The organism is Pseudotabrizicola formosa (assembly GCF_002900965.1).
In the GTDB taxonomy this organism is placed as follows: Bacteria; Pseudomonadota; Alphaproteobacteria; order Rhodobacterales; family Rhodobacteraceae; genus Pseudotabrizicola; species Pseudotabrizicola formosa.
Genome location: NZ_PJOM01000008.1, coordinates 21,313 through 38,600, shown reverse-complemented (window position 1 = coordinate 38,600; position 17,288 = coordinate 21,313). Strand labels below are relative to the sequence as shown.

Below are 17,288 nucleotides of genomic sequence, written 5' to 3'. Positions count from 1 at the left end.
TCCGGGCGCATCGCACCAGCAGGCCAAAACAAACAGGGCACCCGAAGGTGCCCTGTTCATAAAGATCTGTGATAGCGAAGCGATCAGACTGCTGCAGCTTTGTTGCTGCGGCGACGGACCAGCGCAACCCCACCCAGAGCGGACAGAAGCAGCAGGCCGGCTGCCGGCACTGGAACCTGTGAGACGTTTCCGTAAGCAACGCTGGTGGACGATCCGAGAATGCCATCTGTGGCGAGGGCGTAGAAGCCGAATGTCTGACCCGCAGCAACGATGAACTCGAAGGTTCCATTATGAATCGCTGGGACAATCAAGCCATTGGTAGAGAGCTGGACCAGCCCCACAAAAACCGAGTCGATGAAATAGCCGAACGGGTCAAAGCTTGAGCCACCTGGATCAGGTGATTGAAAAGTCCATACGCCGCTGACCTTGTACGCCTGATCTGCCACGGCACTGCCGGTCGTGAAGATGTTGGGTGTGCCGTTGTCGTTGCTGGTCAGCGTGAGCTGAAAATCATAGAACGCGTTCGGGCCGTTGTCGACAAACGTACCGCTGCCGCCGTTTGTCTCGCCTGTGAAGGTGACAGCGCCGGCAGAGGTTGCGCCGATGGCGAGCGCTGCGACAACGCCCAAGGCTGTCGTGCGAATGAAATCAAGCATAGTTAAGCTCCCTAATGGAAAATACATCACTGTTTCCGTCTGGCGACAGGTTCTGCTGCTGTCGCGAGTCCGTTAACTTGCATTAACATTGCCTTTATTTTGCCGAAAACTCAAGCGAAAACTGGCGAAATCCCGCCGTGAACGACTTTGTTTTCAAGGGTTTTGGGCCGCACTGTTTCTGTTTGGCGGACAGTCCTGCGGGTCCGTCCCGCGCAGCGCGCAAACTGTGGACAACCGCTCTGCCGGGCCGTGTGATCGCGCTAATGTGCGGCCCTGTGCGCTGGACTGCAGCGGCCCGGCCCGAACGCCGTCACAGCGGCTGATTCGTGCGGCTGTCTTTTGGCAAGGCCGGCCTGCATCAGGGCCTTGCGGACCCTGCAAACCCCGGTCAGGACGGATGTGTCAGGGGAAGAACACGAAATCCCGGCTGACAGACAGGAACACGCCATTGGATCTGACCCGTCCGGCGCCGTCTTCATCCTTGACCCTGTGGGTGAGCCCCAGATTGAGGCCCCAGTCTTCCGTCAGCTCCTGGCGCAGGCTGGCGCTCAGGTTGGTGGTGCGCGAGGACAGGCCGGTCTGGGTTTCGCGGCTGTCCTGCAGACCCGCTGACAGGCTCAGCCCAAGGCGGGGGGTCAGCTCCTGCGCATAGGACATGGACAGGCGGGAGACGCGGGTTTCTTCATCCCGGTCATTGCCGGTGACAGAGCGGGCCAGACCCAGCTGCAAGCTGCCGTTCGCTAGGTCCTGTTGCCAGTTCAGCGTGCCGATGCCTTGGGTCTTGCCCGTGACCGGGCGGCTGAGGCCAAGGGTGGCCGAGAGTTGCCCGGCCGGCAGATCAAGGCTCCGGCCAAAGCTGAGCGACTCGCGCGTGCCCTCTTCGGTGCGGCCGATGGTCATGCTGGCGGTATAGGCCCCGGTGGGCAGGCTATGGGTCAGGCCGATGGCAAGGGTTTCACTGTCCTCGGGCGAAGCGCCCTCTTCTTCCAGCCGGGAGGCGGACAGGGAGGTGGTCACGCTGGTGACGGGGCTCAGATCAAAGCGCAGGGCCAGCCGTGCCGTGGTGCGCAGGCTGTCGATCAGGCTGGGGTCCGTGGTGGCCGTGTAATCGGTTTCGGTGCGCCCCAAAGAGAAACTGCCGCCAAAGGGCGCGTCACGGCCGAAGTCAATCGAGGCCGTGGCCCCGGTCTGACGGCGGGTGCCCGAGCCGGTGACCGCGGTCACGACAGGTGCATTCAGATCGTCACCGCCAAAGATGAAATCCAGCGTATCAACATCGGCCTCGCGCAAAAACGCCTCAAGCTCCAGGGCTGACGCGGCGCTTTCCAGGCGATAGGCCAGCGTGGCAGAAGGCGTGTTGAGGCCTTTTTCCGACCCGCTGCCCGCGACCACCGTTCCGCCAAGATCGAAGGCCAGACGCTGGGTGGGGGTTTCCGAGATCAGGCCAAGGCGCAGCTGGGTGCGGCTGGTGGTCTCACTGCCCGAAGACGGCGTTTCAAGATCGGGATTGTCGCGCCAGTCCAGGCCCTGATTGATGCCGAAGGTCAGACGCAGACCGCCCTGCTCTTGCGCAAAGCCAGGCAGGACGACCCCTGCCATCAGACAGGCCGCGCCAAGGGTCGCAGGCAGGAAGCGGGCCATATCCATCTGACCTTATTCGAACAATTTGCGCTGCGGGACGATGATGACATCGCCTTCTGCCAGAATGGTGGCCCCCGCAGTGCTGGTTCCGGCCTCGATCGCCTTGTAGTTCAGCGTCCAGCTTTGGGCCCCGCGCCGCAGCTGAACCCGCTTGGTTGCCGCAAACTTGCTAAAGCCCCCCATTTCGGCAAAGGCCTGCAAGACAGTGGTGCCGGGTTCGAGATCCAGCTTGCCGGGTCGGGCCACCTCGCCCATCACAAACACCGAGATGACGGCTTCTGTCGCCGCGCCGGTTGAGGGAATGATGTCGCGCTGGCGTTCCAGCGCGACAAAGACTGTGGGCGGGGCGGCAAAGTTCGGCGCGAGTTTCGCGGCAAGCTCGCCTTGCACCGCTTCCAATGTGCGGCCCGCGGCCGGGATGCCGCCTGCCAGCGGCAGGGCGATGCGCCCGTCGGGCGCCACAAGGACCGCCCGGTTGAGGGTCGGATCTTCCAGCACCTCGACGCGCAAGGTATCCCCATTGCGCACCCGGTAGCCGTCCTGGGCCATGGCTTCGGAGACAAAACCGGCAAGCAGGGCAAGGGTGCCTGCACATAGGGCGAAGATTTGTCGTGGCATGATCGGTTCTCCTGCGGGGGCCTGTCCTTGCGGCACGGCCGGTCCGTGATGGGGCAAAGCTGTTGTTTTCCGCTATAAACGGAAACTTAAAATCCGGAAAGTGACAATGGCAAGGAAGCTGCGCCAGAGCGATCTGCGCGGCGCAGCGTGGCAGGAGTACAACTTATCCACAGAGTGTTGCAGGATCTGCGCCGCGGTTACGGCGTTGCGGTCAGCAGGGTCAGTTTCTCTTCGGCCTGACGCAGCTGCGGCAGGTCTCGGCCCTCGCCAAGTTCCAGAGCGCGGCGCAACTGTGCAATGGCCTCGTCCTTGCGGCCCAGATCGGCATAGGCCATGCCAAGGTGAAACTGTGCCAGCGGATCGTCAGGCAAGCCTTTTGCGCCGGGCTCCAGATAGCGCAGCGCCGTCTCCGCGTTGCCGCGCCGGTATTCGATCCAGCCATAGGTGTCCTGAAAGGCAGGCACCGGGCTTTCCCGCAGGCGCCGCGCGATGGCATAGGCCCGCTCCAGGCTTTCGGGATCGTCACGATAGGTGGTGATCATGCTGGCAAGGTTGTTGGCGGCCACGATGTTCGAGCTGTTGCGCGCGTAGAGCTTTTCGTAGATCGCAATCGTCTCGTCGATCTTGCCGTCGCGTTCCAGCAGGCTGGCCTGCGTCCAGAGCAGGCTTTCATTGTCGGGCTGCGCCTGCAGACCGGCCTCCAGCACCGCGCGGGCATCGGCCTCGCGGCCTTCGCTGACCAGCAGCCCATAGAGCATGCGGACCGGCAGATCGGCCGCCGGATCTTCGGAGATCAGGTCACGGTAGACCGCTTCGGCTTCGGCGGTCTTGCCCAGAATGGCATCGACATTGGCGCTCAGCACGCGAAGGGTCGGATCATCGGGTGTTTTTGTCAGCGCCTCGTCCAGAAAGCTGCGGGCTTCCGCATGCCGGCCGGCGCGGATCTGGGTCATCACCACCACAACCGAAGGCCGCACATCATCACCGCTGGCCAGCGCCTGGGATTCCAGCAAGGCCAGGCCTTCTTCCATCCTGTCCTGCCCGAACAGGATGGCCGCCTCGATCCGCTCGGCGGCTCCGAGGGTTTCCGGGGTGCCGAACTGGCGCAAGGTATCGGCCACCTCCCGCGCCTGCGGCCATTTCGCATTTTCCAGCAAGACCTCGGCCAGGGCCTGCAAGATCCCGACATGCGCCGGAGACACCTGGCGGGCATCGGTCAGCACGGTTTCTGCCACCTGTGGCCGCCCCTGCTGCCGCAACAGCGCGGCATAGCGCAGCGATTCGTCCGGCCCGGCCCCCGAAACATCAAAGGCCTTGGCCAGCTGTTCGGCAGCAAGATCACGGCTGCCGTCCCGTTCATAGGCGGCGGCCATCAATGTCATGATCTGCGGGTCGCGCGGGGCCTGGCCCTGGGCCGTGCGCAGATCCTGAATGGCCAATCCCGCCCGGTCGGCGGCGATATGCCAGGACGCCCGCAGTTTCAGGGCATCGACGTTGCTGGCGTCTTCGGTCAGGACCTTTTCAACCAGCGTCTCAGCCTGGTCGCGGGCGCCGGTATCATCCAGCATCCGGGCCTGCATCGCCATGAGCTTGCGGGTCTGATCCGAAGGCTCGGCCGTTTCCAGAATGGTGCCAAGGGCCTGAATGGCCTGCTCGGTCTGCCCGTCCTCAAAATCCATGGTGGCCAGAAAGGCGCCATAGAGATCCGCATTCGCCGACCCGGCATTGGCCGCGATCAGCTGCGCAAGCTCGGCCCGCGCCGCCTCCCGGCCCTTGGTGGTGCTGAGCAGGTAAACCACCTCGAGATGGCCCTTCGGATCCGCCGTCAAGGCGCCCGCCTGGTCGCGCAAAAACGCCTCGGCCCCGGAGAGATCCCCTTGCACCATGAACCAGCGGATCATCGAGGCGCGCAGCTCCTCGTTTTCCGGGAACAGGGCAACCATGGTTTTCAGCTGTTCCCCGACCCCCGGGCCATCCTCGGCCTGTCCGAGAAGGCTCAGCCGCATGCTGTGAAACTCCAGGCTCTCTGGCGCTTGCGCCAGAGCCGCGTCGATCTGCGGCAGGGCAGACTGCGGATCGGGGCCCCGCATCTTATGGTCAATGAGGATGCGCCGCAGGACCAGATTGTCCGGCAGCTCTGCCTGCAGGGCTTCGGCCTTGCGGGTGATCTCGGCTTCCGTCGCGGCATCCCGGGCGATGATGGCCGCGCGGTAGTCCAGCACCAGACCAAGGGCCTGCACCTGGGCGGCCTCCGGGGTCAGCTGCAGGGCGGCCCGCCCATGGCGTTCAACCTCGTCCCAGTTGCCCTGCGCCAGAGCCATTTCGGCAAGAGACTGACGGACCTCGACCGTATCGGGGTATTGCTCGATCAGCCGCAGATACTGGCCATAGGCCTCGCGCAGCTCGCCCCGGCTTACCAGAATGTCGGCATAGGTCTTGCGGGCCTCCTTGTGGAAGCCGTCGTATTTGAACACATTGCGGAATTCGACCAGCGCCCGCTCTTCATCGCCCGCGGCCAGAAGGGTCAGGCCGGACTGGAAATAGCCCTCGGCCCGTTCTTCGGAACTCTGACACCCGGCAAGGACCAGAAGCGTGGTCAGAAGCAGGGCGGAAGCGCGCAACATGGGCATGAGAAGGTCCGTCTTTCCTGGAAGGGCCCGCTGCGGGCCTGATGCTCATGCACATAGCACAAGACAGTATTCACAAAATACAGGATTTCCGGAAAGCCGTTCGGCCTTCCGCACATTGCTGTGAAATCAGTGGCCTGTTGCCCGCAGCACAACGCGCACCGTGGCCAGAATGAGCCGCATGTCGGTCCCGAAGGAAAGCTTGCGGTTGTATTCCGCATCAAAACGGGCGCGGTCGGCAAAGGTGGAGTCATTGCGTGCCGACACCTGCCAAAGCCCGGTGATGCCGGGGCGCAGGGCGTAATAATCCTTGCCGGCGTAAAGCTCCTGCTGGCTGACCATCATGGGGCGCGGTCCCACGATGCTCATGTCGCCCTTGAAGACGTTCCAGAGCTGGGGCAGCTCGTCCAGCGAGGATTTCCGGATGAACCGGCCAAAGGCGGTGATCCGCGGATCGGATTTCAGCTTCTGCGTGCTGTCCCATTCGATCCGTGCAACCGGGTTCTGGCGCAGATGCGCCTCAAGCCGGCTGTCCGCATCGACAACCATCGAGCGCAGCTTCCACATCGTATAGATGCGGCCACCGCGGCCAACGCGTTTCTGGAAATAGAACGGCCGCCCGCCATCCAGCGCGACCAGCAAGGCCAGCAGGCCGACCACAAGCAGAACGGCCGGGGCCGCCATCAGCACCAGCACCACATCGACAAGGCGCTTGCCGACCCTGCGGTACAGCCGCCGGCGGTGCGGCGCGGCCTCCAGCGCTGGCAGCACGGGCTGGGCAGTGTCGGTGGATCTGGAAATGTTATGATAATGCGCAGTCATGATAAATGCCTCAAATGTCGCTGCAACGCAGCACAAGCGACTGTAAACTCATAAGCTCCCGCGCCGCGGACACACATACTTTCAGGCGCTGCCTGCTGAAATCAACCTTTCGAATCTCATTCAACAACGTCTCTTTCTTTACACACTTTTAGACTTGGCAACAATCCTTTCGTCACTTTCCCCCTGTCATAGAACATCCGTTTAGCTTTGAAAAAGAATAATAAAAGCTGGCAGCCGATATTGTTTCCACTTCCTGCGCAATCGTAGGGCCCATCGGCGCAGTCTTGATCGAGGCGCCTGAAAATGAGGCCCGCCATAGATTGCGGTGAATAAATTTCCAAGAATCCCGCTCTGGTTGCGGTGGCTTTTTCTTGTCGCTGAGGCTGTTTGAGTATACTGCACTGCAGCAGAACACCGTGCGCCATTCTGGTCTGACGCTGTCGCGGCGGCGCCGCCTTTTCTTCTGATTGCCACATGCTGGCCGTTATTATCGTTAAGGATCTGCAAGGCATTTGAGTGGTGAAGTGGTAACCGGGCGGGCATGAGCAGCAGTTTGAACATCTACACAGAGTTTTTCGGGCTCAGAGAGCGCCCGTTCTCGCTCGTCCCGGATCCGGATTTCCTGTATTGGTCAAAGCCGCATGCCCGTGCCTATTCCATGCTGGAATACGGCATCCTGACCCGTGCGCCGATCACGCTGATCACCGGAGAGGTCGGTGCCGGCAAGACCACGCTGTTGCACCATCTGCTGAAGACGGTTTCGGAAGATGTGCGCATCGGCCTGGTGTCGAATGCCCATGGCGACCGCGGAGAGCTGCTGCGCTGGGTCCTGCTGGCGCTGGACCAGCCCGCCCTGCCGGGGGAAACCTATGTTGATCTGTTCGGACGGTTCCAGCAGTATCTGATCGACGAATATGCGGCCGGCAAGCGGGTGATCCTGATTTTCGACGAGGCCCAGAACCTGAGCCGGGAAAGTCTGGAAGAGCTGCGGATGTTCACCAACATCAACGCCAACAAGGACGAGCTGTTGCAGCTGGTTCTGGTCGGCCAGCCCGAATTGCGCGACATCGTGCGCCGTCCCGATCTGCGCCAGTTCGCACAGCGCGTCTCGGCCGCCTTTCACCTGGCGGCGATGGATGCGCAGACGGTAAGGGCCTATATCCGGCACCGGCTGGAGGTTGCGGGGGGTGCCCCCGATATTTTCAGCCTGCCCGCCGCCGATCTGGTCTATGACGCATCTGGCGGCGTGCCGCGGCTGGTCAATCAACTTTGTGATTTTGCAATGGTCTATGCTTATACGAAGAATACCCTGAAGGTGTCGCGCCTGACGGTACAGCAGGTTCTGGATGACGGCGTTTTCTTTGCTGGCAGTCTGGTAGAGCAAGGCCCGGCGTTTGAAAGCGTCACCAGCCAACAAAAGGATACCTGAGGAATGGATTTGCGTTTCTATGCCACGCTTTTTCTGCGGCGGCTGCATTGGTTCATACTGGTCGTCATCCTGTGTTCGGCCATTGGCATCACGCTGGCGCGGATGCTGCCCACGGTCTATTCCGCCGAAGCACGGCTGGTGGTGGAATCCGAGCAGATCCCCGACGAGCTGGCGGCATCGACGGTCCGCACCCAGGCCACCGAGCAGTTGCAGATCATCCAGCAGCGCATCCTGACCCGCGACATTCTGATCGAGATGGCCAACCGGCTGGGGATCTATGCGGGGCGGACGGCAGAGGGCAGACAGCCGATGAGCGCCGAAGAGATCGTCGAGGATCTGCGCGAGCGCATTTCCATCCAGACGGTCGGCAGCTCTCCGGCACAGCGGCGCGGCGATGTGCAGGCGACCATCGTGACGGTGGGCTTCACCGCGCCGACAGCGGATCTGGCCGCCGCCGTGACCAATGAGCTTGTGACCCTGATCCTGCGCGAAGACGTGGCGATGCGGACCGGGGTGGCCCGGCAGACCCTGGATTTCTTCGTGCAGGAGGTGACGCGGCTGGACCGGGAACTGGCGCAGAAGGCCGCCGTGATCCTGGAGTTCACCGAGCGCAACATGACGTCCCTGCCCGACAGCCTTGATTTCCGCCGCACCCAGCAGGCGGCAGCACAGGAGCGGTTGCTGCAGATCGAACGCAGCGCGGCAGAGCTGCGTGACCGGCGGGCCAGGCTGGTGCGGCTGCATGAAGCGGCTGCGGGTGCAAATGAGACGGCCCCGACCGGGCAGAGCACCCCCGAACAGGCCCAGTTGCAGGCCTTGCGCAATGAAATGTCCGGGGCTTTGGCGGTGCTGTCCCCCGACAACCCCAGGGTCAGGCTTCTGACGGCCCAGATCGCGGCCCTGGAACGCGTGGTGGAGGGGCAGCTCACCGGAGCGGCTGTCGGCGAGGATGGTCAACGGCTGTCCGCCTTTGACGTCCAGCTTGCCGATCTGGATGGCCAGCTGGGCTTTCTGGACCAGCAAAAGGCCCAGATCCAGGCCGAGATCGATGCCGTGTCGGCCTCGATTGCCGCAACCCCCAGCAATGCCGTGTCGCTGGAAACCCTGGAGCGTGATTATGCGGCCACGCGCCAGCAATATAACGAGGCGGTCCAGAACAAGGCAAAGGCGGAAACCGGCGACATGATCGAGGCCTTGTCCAAAGGCCAGCGGATCACCGTGATCGAACAGGCGATTGCGCCGCGCGAACCCACCAGCCCGAACCGCCCGCTGATTGCCGCCGGTGGTGTCGGGGGCGGCTTGTTCCTGGGGCTGGGGCTGGTGGCCTTGCTCGAGCTGTTCAAGGCCGGCATCCGCCGCCCGGTGGATCTGAGCACCGGACTTGGCATCACGCCCTTTGCCACCCTGCCCTATCTGCGCACCAAGGGTGAGGTGATGCGCCGCAGAGTGACGATCTGGGGCGGGGTCTTGCTGGTGTTGCTGGTGATTGCTGCCGGACTCTGGGTGATACATGTGCAGTACATGCCGCTTGACCTGCTGCTGGAGCAGACCATGCAGCGGTTTTTCTGAGGCGGCAGGCGGGACATAGGGAAAGACAGACGATGGAAAAGATACAGGAAGCCCTGGCCAAGGCCCGCGTCGCGCGCGCAGATGCCCAGCCCGCACCCGCAAGATCCGAGCCGCAGGCGATGCTGGAAGCGATGCAGGCAAGCCCCGAGATGGCCGTCGACACCGCCTGGCTTGCCCTGTCGTCCCTGTCACCCGATGCGGATCTGCTGAAGAAATCCCGGGTCCTGACGCTGACGGGCGGGCAGGATGCCGCCCCGTTTGACGTGATGCGCACCAAGGTGTTGCAGACCATGCGCGCCAACAAATGGCGCAGGCTGGCCATCACCTCGCCCACCGCGGCCTGCGGCAAGAGCACGATCACCCTGAACCTAGGCTTCAGCCTGTCGCGGCAGCCCGACATCCGCACCATCGTGGCCGAACTCGATCTGCGCCGCCCGTCTCTGGCGCGGACGCTGGGCCAGAAACCCGCCCGGACCTGCGCCGAGGTGCTGCAGGGGCAGGCTGATTTCGCCGAGGCCGCGCTGTGCTTCAATCACAATCTGGCCTTCGCCCTGGCCGATTCCGCGGTGCGCAATCCGGCAGAACTGCTGCATGGCACGGGCATACCGGCCATTCTGGCCGATATCGAGGCGCGCTATGCCCCCGATCTGATGATCTTCGACATGCCGCCGATGCTGGTCAGCGACGATGCCATGGCCTTTGCCGGACAGGTTGACTGTGTGCTGCTGGTCGCCGAGGCCGAGGCCACGACGGTCAAGGAAATCGACACCTGCGAACGCGAGCTTGCCACCCAGACCAATGTGATGGGCGTCGTGCTGAACAAGTGCCGCTTCATGGGCAAGGAATACGGCTACAGCTATTACGGCTGAGCCTGACCGCCCCTGTCGGCACCGGGCAGCAGGTGACGCGCAGGGTGCCCCCTGTGCAAAGCGTTAAGTGTGCGTAAAGCAACTGGGCGCTGGCCGACAGCTTCGTTAGTCTTATTCTGCGACCTCTGCTCCTGACTGGCCGAACGGGCCCCATCAGGAAGCAAACGATATGTCAGATGTTTTCAAGTCCCATCAGGCCGGACTGGATTCCCCGGCCGAAGCCGCAAGCCCGATCACGGCCAGCGACACGCAGCCCCTGCCGCTTGCAACCCGCGCGATCTATGTCGGGGGTCCCGGCACTCTGCGGGTCACCATGGTCAGCGGCGATACGGTCACGCTGACGGGGGTGCTGGGCGGCATGATCTATCCGCTGCGCGTCAGCCATGTGCTGGCCACCGGAACCACCGCCAGCGGCCTGGTGGGGTTGCGCTGATGCCGGGGCTGTCGCTGGGGCTGGTGCCCGTCATCTTGCCAAAGCAGGGCGGCCAGCCCCCCGTCGCAACCCCGTTCCAGACCATCATGGCAGACGGCTGGACGGTGGCCGCATCCGACCCGGCCACGGCGGTGGGGCAGACCCTCACTGTGCAGCGTCAGGGGTTCAATGCGGCCGGGGCGGCGGTGACGGTGACGGAGATGCTGACCTGCACCAAGCGGCTGCGGCGGCCTTTCCCGGATCAGGCCGGTCTGACGGCAGGCGCGGCGGTGCTGTCGGATTACGTCTATGCCGGTGACGTGATCGCCGGGGTGACCAATGCCAGCACCCGGCCCTATCCGGCCCCCATCGCGCAGTGGTTGCGACCTGACAAGGAGATCATCTCCGCCGCCACCTATACCGCGCGGCTGGTTGTGGCGCACGCCTGCGCCCGCAACGGCCGGCCGGTGGCAGCGGTCAGGTTCCGCGTCACCGATGGCAGCACGACCGTGGAGCAAATGGCGTTTGGGCTGACCAACATCACCTATTCAGCGTCTGGTTTCACCGTTCCGCATTTTGCTGCCGATCTGGACCTGTCGGGCTTTGCCAATGGGGCCACGCTGACGGTGGATGCGGTGATCTACCCCTGGGTGGGCACGGCCTTTACCATCAGCACCGACGCCGATGCCTACCCAAGCCCGAACCTGACCACGCTGCGCCTTCTGTGCAACCGTACGGGCGCTTTCGGCACGGCTTATGCCTATGTGGATGCGGCAGGGGCCGGGGCCACACCCACCGTTTCGACCAATCCGGCCACGGCGGCAGCGAACCCCTATGGCACGCTGGACGCGGCGGCAACGGCGCTGCGAGCGTTCAACCTCGCCAATTTCGGACGCGATTTCGCCGATGGTGGCGTGATCCGGTTGCTGGAAGGCACCCATATCTTCAGCGCCCCGATCCGTGCAGCGGGCGTTACGACCGCGTGGCCGCTCACCGTCGAGGCTGCAAACCCTGCGGCGGTTGCCACCACGGTCCTGCGCGACCGGGGCAGCACCATGCAAAACAGCGTGCCGAACCATTGCGTGTTCAAAAACCTCACCATTCAGCGCAGCGTCACCGGCTCTTTCGTGGCCTATGACAACAGCGCTTCCAGCTTGAACTACGATCCCGTCATGGTGTTTGACGGCTGCGTGTTCGACGCCAATGGGGCGGGCGGGTACAGCGGCTATATCTATCGCACGGGCAACGGCTATTTCATCAACTGCACACAGGTATCGCCTCTGGGGCAAAACGCGCGGCTTGCCACGGTCAACAAGACCGTCAAGGCCATTGGCTGCAACGGAGCGTTCGCGGCGGCGGCTACCACCTACGCTGCCATTGGGTCGCGCTGCGTCACAGGCGGGAACATGTTCAGCCAACCCGGCGCAGTGACAGGTACGATTGAGGGAACCGGGTGTCTGGCGGCGTTCAGTCATTTCACGAATACCGGTAATGGTGCCGACACGGTTGGAGTCGGTGGGGTCATCGGCCCGCGCGGGTTTGGCGTGGTGGGGTGTGTTGTCGAGGCGGCAGGGGGCGATACGTCTGCTGCTTTTGCTGTGAACGCCGACAACAACGTGAACGCCGTGCAGAACGTGGTTGTGCTGGCAAATACCACTGTCGGGTCGCGCCTGAACTATCTCTATCAGGATACCGGGACGGTCACGGTGCTGAAGTCTGGCTATCTTGCCTTCAACGCCATGCGGTCGCGCAACACCAAGACGGACGTTTTCGGAGAAAATGCCAACCTGACCGGCAACTGGTCTGCTGTTCACAATGTCAGTTCGCGGTACAATGCCTGGTTGCGCGGTTCCAACCAGACTGACGGTTACAGTGTCGGATCTTGGATGGGGGAAGTGCAGCCCATGGGCGAAGTCTATGGCACCGAAACCACGCCATTGACCCCGGATTGGGCGCTGGACGCCTCTTTCGACGGCACGCAAGCGGGTGGCGGCGACTACACGCCGGGGGCCGCAACCGCATTGCCCGCGGTGCCCGCAGCCCTTGCCCCGCACAGCCATGACATGCTGGGCCGCGCCCTTGGCGAGGGCTGGCATGCGGGGGCCTTGCAGCGGCCGGGCTAAGGCGCAGGAGAGTGGCTTGTGTCGAACAAACCGGCTGCTGCAGCGCAAAAAATCCGGCAAAGGGCAAGGATACTGATGTAGAAGGCCATCAGATAGGGCAAGGCAAGAGGCAGAGGATCGCATGGCCGTCAAAAAACAAACGGTTCCGAAACGCATCGGGCGGCTGATCCGGTCGTTCCTGCATCCGCAGGTGCTGCTGCATCCGTTCCGGATGCTGCATTACTACGGCTATTCGCATGTGCTGGAACGGCAAAAGATGAGGCTGGGCCGCGATGTGCGGCTGGCCCCCAACACCTCGTTCCGCAATGGGGAACGGATCGAACTGGGGGATCAGGTGCAGCTTGGCGAATATACCGCCCTTTGGGCCGGCCGCAGCACCTCCTGGATCCGGATCGGGGCCCGCACCACCTTTGGTCCGAATTGCTATGTGACCGCGGCCGATTACGGGCTGGCCGCCGGAACCCGGATCACCGATCAGGAGATGGTCGAGCGCGATGTCCTCATCGGCGCTGACTGCTGGATCGGCACCAAAACCATCATCACCGCCGGCGTAACCCTGGGGGAAGGCTGTGTGATCGGCGCAGGATCCGTGGTCACGCGCGACATTCCCGCCGGCGCGATCGCCGCTGGGGTGCCAGCCCGGGTGCTGCGGATGCGCAGTTGAGCTAGCGCCCGCGCAGCGCCTGTCCCAGCATCCAGACCATCCGCAAGACCCGCAGCCGGACCAGGGTTGCCGCCGCGCCCAGGCGTTCGCCCGGGCCGGACAGGGCCGGGCTGGTCAGAACGCGGGGCAGATGGGCCAGACTGCTGAGCGGCATGGCCAGAGCCCTGAGGCCCCATTTTGCCCGCGCGATGCCCCCCTGCCCGTTCACCCCGAACCCTTCCTCGGTCAGCCGCCGCCACTTGCGTGCGAGCGCCGGCCAGTCCCCGCGCGACGGATGCGACACCCGCAGCTCCGGGGCATAGACCAGCCGGTAGCCAAGGGCCGTCGCGCGGCGGCACCAGTCCAGATCCTCGGACAGGCCATGGATGAAGGGGCCGGTCGCCTCGAACACATCGCGCCGGGTCAGCAGATTGGCGGTGACCGAAAACCCCTTGGTCTCGACATAGGCGCGGTTGTCAAAGGCAAACACCGCCTCAAAGGCCTGCGCGCCGGTGCGCGGCGGCGGGGTTTCATCAAAGACATCAATCCGGCCGCCAATGACATCGGCCCTGTCCGCGACGGCCATGGCTGTCGCAAACCAGTCCGGGGCCGGAATACAGTCACAATCCAGAAAGAACAGCGTCTGTGCCGTGGTCTCCGCCACCCCGCGATTGCGGGCATTGGCCGCCCCCTTGCGGGCCTCGGTCACGATGCGCAGGTCTGGCCAAAGGTCACGGATCTGGTCCAGGCTCTCGGTCGAACCGTTGTCGATCACGACCACCTCCGCCTCCGATGCCAGCTGAGGCAAGAGGGCGTGCAGGCATTTGATCAGGCGTTTTGTATCGTTGTAATGCGGAATGATAACGGCGGGATCAGGCACCAGCACGCTCCAGAAGATGTTCGAGACCCTGCTCGTATGCCAGAAGTTTCTCCCGACCCAAGACAAGGGCAGCTGACGCCTCAACGGCCAGATCCGCGCGCGCCTCATAGGCGGCCATGATTTTGTCTTCGATCACCGTGGCACTTTCAGATGTGCAATCCACCGTACGCGTATATCCAAGTGACCCGAACAGCCCTTCGAACTTGCGGCTATAGGCCATGGGCACCACCGGCACGCCCGAGGAGAAGGCCGCGATGCAGGCATGCATCCGCGCGCCCATGAAGAAATCAAGCCCCGCGATATAGGACTTGGCCTCGGATGGGCTGTCAAACGCCGGGGCAAGGATGGTGCCGGGGAATTCGGCCGCCAAGGCCTCACTGGCGCGGTAGTCGTCTTCCTTGACCATGGCACCCGACCGCACGATGACATGCGGCACCAGATGCACCTCTGCCCCTTTGGCCTGAAACTCCCGGATCAGAGTGCGGATCAGGGCCGGATAATCCAGCCCGATGCCAAGTTCATTCTTGCCGGTATAGCCTCCGGCCATCAGCAGGCCAGACACATTGATGCCCACGCGCGGCGGGCCGTCTGCCCGGGGCGGCGGCGCGGTATAGGGCAGACGCAGCGCCACATCCGAGGCTTCGATCGCCGCAGCGCGATAGCCAAGCTCCCGCAGGGCGGCGGTGGATTTTGCGTCCCGCGTCACGACCAGCGACGACAGCCGCAAGGACAGCAAGGCAAGCGTTTTTGACCAGCCTTTGGTAAACGGCCCGATGGTCTGCGGGGCCACCACCAGCGGCCTGCGCGCCAGATGGGTCAGGAATTTCATCACGAACATGCGGATCAGGCGACCGCGGCCGTAAATATCGGCAAAGCTGTCACCGGCACCGATATCGATCACCAGATCGGAGCGGCGCACGGTGGCAAAGAACCCGCGCGGATTTTTCAGGAACCGCCCGTCCAGATCTATGATGTGGATGTCGGGGCCGCTGACATAGGGTGTGCGGGCATCTTTCCAGTCCAGCACGGTGATGTCGATGTCTCGCCCCAGACGGCGGCCGATGTCGCGCAGGATTGCGATCTGCGACACCGTCAGAGCCCCGACCCCAAGATTGTCGGACCGGGTGGAATGCATGATCAGGCAGACACGGGCGGGATAGGAAGGCATTATGAATATCCGTTCAGGTTCGGGTGCGCCAGGCGCGGTGCAGCATTCCGGCGAAAGTCTTCAGTTTTCGTTTCAGCGGATGTTGTCTGGTGACGGCAGAGATCCGCCCGCGCCAAAACGGAGAACAGGCCTGCCAACCAGACGCAAGGCCGCAAGTCAACACAAAGATTGCCACGTGCGACACGGGATGGGGAGGAAGAGACCACTGGCATTGCTTTGGGCGCAACTTTGCATACTGACAGACACAGATTTGCCTATAAGACGGATTTTACTCGCTTTCGCCAGTCCCAAATCTGTTCTGGCCTCGCTTCCCGCTTGACCCTGAAAGTCCAAGGGTCAAGAAGCGGGCATTAAGCTTTTCCAGGGTCGGACTTTTCATGCTGCGCACCGCACTTCTGATTCTGTCGGGCAATGCGGCGGCCTCTTTGCTGCTCCTGGCACGCAATCTGATCGTGGCCCGCATGATCCCGGTGGCCGATTATGGCATTGCCGCTACCTTTGCCCTGGCAATGGCCGTGGTCGAGATGGCGTCGGCCTTCGGGCTGCAGCAACAGATCGTGCAGTCGAAAAACGGCGATGATCCGCGCTTTCAGGCGGTGCTGCAGGGGTTCCAGCTGCTGCGCGGTGTTGCAAACGGTGTGATCCTGTTCCTGCTGGCCGGACCTCTGGCACGGTTCATGGGCATCCCCGAGGTGATATGGGCCTATCAGGTGCTGGCCCTTGTGCCGGTGCTGAATGCGCTGGTGCATTTCGACATCCACCGCCTGAACCGGCAGATGCGCTTTGGCCCGCTGTTGATGACAGGTGCCATGCCTGCCGTCGTGGCGCTAGCGCTGGTCTGGCCGCTGTCGGCCTGGTTCGGTGACTGGCGTGTGATGCTGTGGTCGATCCTGGCGCAGGCCGGGATCAGCGTGCTGACCTCACATCTGATGGCAGAGCGGCCTTACAGGGTGACATGGGACAAGGCCGTGGTTGCAGGATCCTTGCGCTTTGGTTGGCCGCTGCTGGTGAATGGGCTGCTGATGTTTGCGGTGTTCCAAGGTGACAAGCTGATCGTCGGCCGGGTCATGGGGATGGAGGCTCTGGCGATCTTCGCCATGGGCGTCACCCTGACCCTGACACCGACGCTGGTGCTGGCGAAATCGGCGCAGAACATCTTTTTGCCCAAGATCAGTGTGGAATTGCGCAAAGGGGCTGCCCGGTCCCCTGTCATGGACAAACTGTCCCACAAGCTGTTCGCCGTGCATTATCTGTTCGGTGACCTGATGGTGCTGGGAACAGTGTTGTTCGGCAGTCTGTTTGTGCACATCACATTGGGAGAAAAATATGCTGCCCTCGACAGCTTTCTGATCCTGATGGCGGTTCAGCAGGGCTTCCGGATTTTCAAAGGCGGACCATCGACTCTGGCTGTTGCACATGGGCGGACCTCGAACCCGATGATTGCCAATCTGATCCGGGTCGCCTTGCTGCCCTTTGCCTACGGTGTCGCGGTGCAGACAGGGGATCTGACGCTGCTCCTGCTTGTAACCATCCTTGCCGAGTTTCTGGGCTTCGTTGTCTCGTCATGGCTTGCCGTGCGTCTGCCGGGGCACAACCTGCCTCTTGCGACCCTGCTGTCTAGCGTCACCTTCCAACTGCTCGTCCTGACTCTGGTCGTGCTGGAAAGACCCTATGTCGAGTTGGTCGTTATTACATTATTAACCTTCATTCTGGCATCCTTACCCAAGAAGACCGCGATCTTTGGGCCGTGACGTCAAGGGGTGCAGGCGCAGGCAGCACATCTTGAGGGCAGGATCAGACCGCGCGCCGTGTGCCTGGCAGTCAGGTAAAT

The 17,288-nt window shown here is 62.8% G+C and carries 15 protein-coding genes; 7 read left to right on the top strand and 8 right to left on the bottom strand.

The genetic code is table 11. From position 1 onward, the window contains the following. Positions 1-83: 83 nt before the first annotated feature. The 6 genes from CXR43_RS17370 to CXR43_RS17785 all read right to left on the bottom strand — a co-directional run bounded on the left by CXR43_RS17370 (position 84) and on the right by CXR43_RS17785 (position 6,840). Complete coding sequence (locus CXR43_RS17370) at positions 84-656, bottom strand: VPLPA-CTERM sorting domain-containing protein (RefSeq protein WP_168219885.1); 573 nt, start codon at positions 654-656, stop codon at positions 84-86. Between the two features lie 402 nt (positions 657-1,058). Then, complete coding sequence (locus tag CXR43_RS17365) at positions 1,059-2,297, bottom strand: porin family protein (protein WP_146036556.1); 1,239 nt, start codon at positions 2,295-2,297, stop codon at positions 1,059-1,061. 12 nt (positions 2,298-2,309) lie between these two features. Continuing rightward, on the bottom strand, positions 2,310-2,915 hold the full coding sequence (locus CXR43_RS17360) for a polysaccharide biosynthesis/export family protein (protein ID WP_103336512.1): 606 nt from the start codon (positions 2,913-2,915) through the stop codon (positions 2,310-2,312). A 197-nt stretch (positions 2,916-3,112) separates the two neighbouring features. Beyond that, positions 3,113-5,545: a tetratricopeptide repeat protein gene (locus tag CXR43_RS18200; RefSeq protein ID WP_146036555.1), complete on the bottom strand. Its 2,433-nt coding sequence runs from the start codon at positions 5,543-5,545 to the stop codon at positions 3,113-3,115. A 126-nt stretch (positions 5,546-5,671) separates the two neighbouring features. Beyond that, a complete protein-coding gene (locus tag CXR43_RS17350; protein WP_103336458.1) occupies positions 5,672-6,364 on the bottom strand; it encodes a sugar transferase in 693 nt (230 codons plus the stop codon). A 116-nt stretch (positions 6,365-6,480) separates the two neighbouring features. Beyond that, positions 6,481-6,840, bottom strand: coding sequence for a hypothetical protein (locus CXR43_RS17785; RefSeq protein ID WP_146036554.1), 360 nt, complete (start codon positions 6,838-6,840; stop codon positions 6,481-6,483). 65 nt (positions 6,841-6,905) lie between these two features. On the opposite strand from CXR43_RS17785, the gene CXR43_RS17345 reads away from it, so the two are divergent. The 6 genes from CXR43_RS17345 to CXR43_RS18210 all read left to right on the top strand — a co-directional run bounded on the left by CXR43_RS17345 (position 6,906) and on the right by CXR43_RS18210 (position 13,430). Continuing rightward, entirely contained in the window at positions 6,906-7,793 is an 888-nt protein-coding gene (locus CXR43_RS17345; protein ID WP_103336455.1) for an ExeA family protein, read from the top strand. Positions 7,794-7,796: 3 nt separating this feature from the next. Continuing rightward, positions 7,797-9,362: a GumC family protein gene (locus CXR43_RS17340; RefSeq protein ID WP_103336452.1), complete on the top strand. Its 1,566-nt coding sequence runs from the start codon at positions 7,797-7,799 to the stop codon at positions 9,360-9,362. Between the two features lie 32 nt (positions 9,363-9,394). Then, the gene (locus CXR43_RS17335) at positions 9,395-10,231 is read left to right on the top strand and encodes a CpsD/CapB family tyrosine-protein kinase (protein WP_103336449.1); all 837 of its coding nucleotides are present in this window, start codon (positions 9,395-9,397) and stop codon (positions 10,229-10,231) included. A gap of 169 nt (positions 10,232-10,400) precedes the next feature. Further along, positions 10,401-10,664: a spike base protein, RCAP_Rcc01079 family gene (locus CXR43_RS17330; RefSeq protein WP_103336446.1), complete on the top strand. Its 264-nt coding sequence runs from the start codon at positions 10,401-10,403 to the stop codon at positions 10,662-10,664. Further along, positions 10,664-12,766 (top strand): hypothetical protein, encoded by a 2,103-nt coding sequence (locus CXR43_RS17325; RefSeq protein ID WP_103336444.1) that lies wholly within the window; start codon positions 10,664-10,666, stop codon positions 12,764-12,766. The genes CXR43_RS17330 and CXR43_RS17325 overlap by 1 nt, the downstream gene beginning before the upstream one ends. 121 nt (positions 12,767-12,887) lie before the next feature. Further along, a complete protein-coding gene (locus tag CXR43_RS18210; protein WP_103336442.1) occupies positions 12,888-13,430 on the top strand; it encodes an acyltransferase in 543 nt (180 codons plus the stop codon). Position 13,431: 1 nt separating this feature from the next. Here the strand turns inward: CXR43_RS18210 and CXR43_RS17315 are convergent, their stop codons facing one another. Both CXR43_RS17315 and CXR43_RS17310 read right to left on the bottom strand, forming a co-directional pair. Next, positions 13,432-14,289 carry a glycosyltransferase family 2 protein gene (locus CXR43_RS17315; protein ID WP_246831444.1) on the bottom strand — a complete coding sequence of 286 codons (858 nt, stop codon included), beginning with the start codon at positions 14,287-14,289 and terminating at the stop codon, positions 13,432-13,434. Beyond that, positions 14,282-15,457 carry a polysaccharide pyruvyl transferase family protein gene (locus tag CXR43_RS17310; RefSeq protein ID WP_103336436.1) on the bottom strand — a complete coding sequence of 392 codons (1,176 nt, stop codon included), beginning with the start codon at positions 15,455-15,457 and terminating at the stop codon, positions 14,282-14,284. Before CXR43_RS17310 ends, CXR43_RS17315 begins: the two co-directional genes overlap by 8 nt. A 377-nt stretch (positions 15,458-15,834) precedes the next feature. Here CXR43_RS17310 and CXR43_RS17305 point away from each other — a divergent pair, with 377 nt between their 5' ends. Continuing rightward, the gene (locus tag CXR43_RS17305; protein ID WP_103336433.1) at positions 15,835-17,208 is read left to right on the top strand and encodes an oligosaccharide flippase family protein; all 1,374 of its coding nucleotides are present in this window, start codon (positions 15,835-15,837) and stop codon (positions 17,206-17,208) included. The last annotated feature ends 80 nt before the right edge of the window (positions 17,209-17,288 follow it).

What these genes read in the sequence shown, in the direction of transcription:
- CXR43_RS17305 (WP_103336433.1), top strand. Translation starts at nt 15,835, where the DNA reads ATGCTGCGCACCGCACTTCTGATTCTGTCGGGCAATGCGGCGGCCTCT.
- CXR43_RS17310 (WP_103336436.1), bottom strand. Translation starts at nt 15,457, where the DNA reads ATGCCTTCCTATCCCGCCCGTGTCTGCCTGATCATGCATTCCACCCGG.
- CXR43_RS17330 (WP_103336446.1), top strand. Translation starts at nt 10,401, where the DNA reads ATGTCAGATGTTTTCAAGTCCCATCAGGCCGGACTGGATTCCCCGGCC.
- CXR43_RS18210 (WP_103336442.1), top strand. Translation starts at nt 12,888, where the DNA reads ATGGCCGTCAAAAAACAAACGGTTCCGAAACGCATCGGGCGGCTGATC.
- CXR43_RS17340 (WP_103336452.1), top strand. Translation starts at nt 7,797, where the DNA reads ATGGATTTGCGTTTCTATGCCACGCTTTTTCTGCGGCGGCTGCATTGG.
- CXR43_RS17345 (WP_103336455.1), top strand. Translation starts at nt 6,906, where the DNA reads ATGAGCAGCAGTTTGAACATCTACACAGAGTTTTTCGGGCTCAGAGAG.
- CXR43_RS17325 (WP_103336444.1), top strand. Translation starts at nt 10,664, where the DNA reads ATGCCGGGGCTGTCGCTGGGGCTGGTGCCCGTCATCTTGCCAAAGCAG.
- CXR43_RS17360 (WP_103336512.1), bottom strand. Translation starts at nt 2,915, where the DNA reads ATGCCACGACAAATCTTCGCCCTATGTGCAGGCACCCTTGCCCTGCTT.
- CXR43_RS17370 (WP_168219885.1), bottom strand. Translation starts at nt 656, where the DNA reads ATGCTTGATTTCATTCGCACGACAGCCTTGGGCGTTGTCGCAGCGCTC.
- CXR43_RS17335 (WP_103336449.1), top strand. Translation starts at nt 9,395, where the DNA reads ATGGAAAAGATACAGGAAGCCCTGGCCAAGGCCCGCGTCGCGCGCGCA.
- CXR43_RS17785 (WP_146036554.1), bottom strand. Translation starts at nt 6,840, where the DNA reads ATGTGGCAATCAGAAGAAAAGGCGGCGCCGCCGCGACAGCGTCAGACC.
- CXR43_RS17365 (WP_146036556.1), bottom strand. Translation starts at nt 2,297, where the DNA reads ATGGCCCGCTTCCTGCCTGCGACCCTTGGCGCGGCCTGTCTGATGGCA.
- CXR43_RS18200 (WP_146036555.1), bottom strand. Translation starts at nt 5,545, where the DNA reads ATGCCCATGTTGCGCGCTTCCGCCCTGCTTCTGACCACGCTTCTGGTC.
- CXR43_RS17350 (WP_103336458.1), bottom strand. Translation starts at nt 6,364, where the DNA reads ATGACTGCGCATTATCATAACATTTCCAGATCCACCGACACTGCCCAG.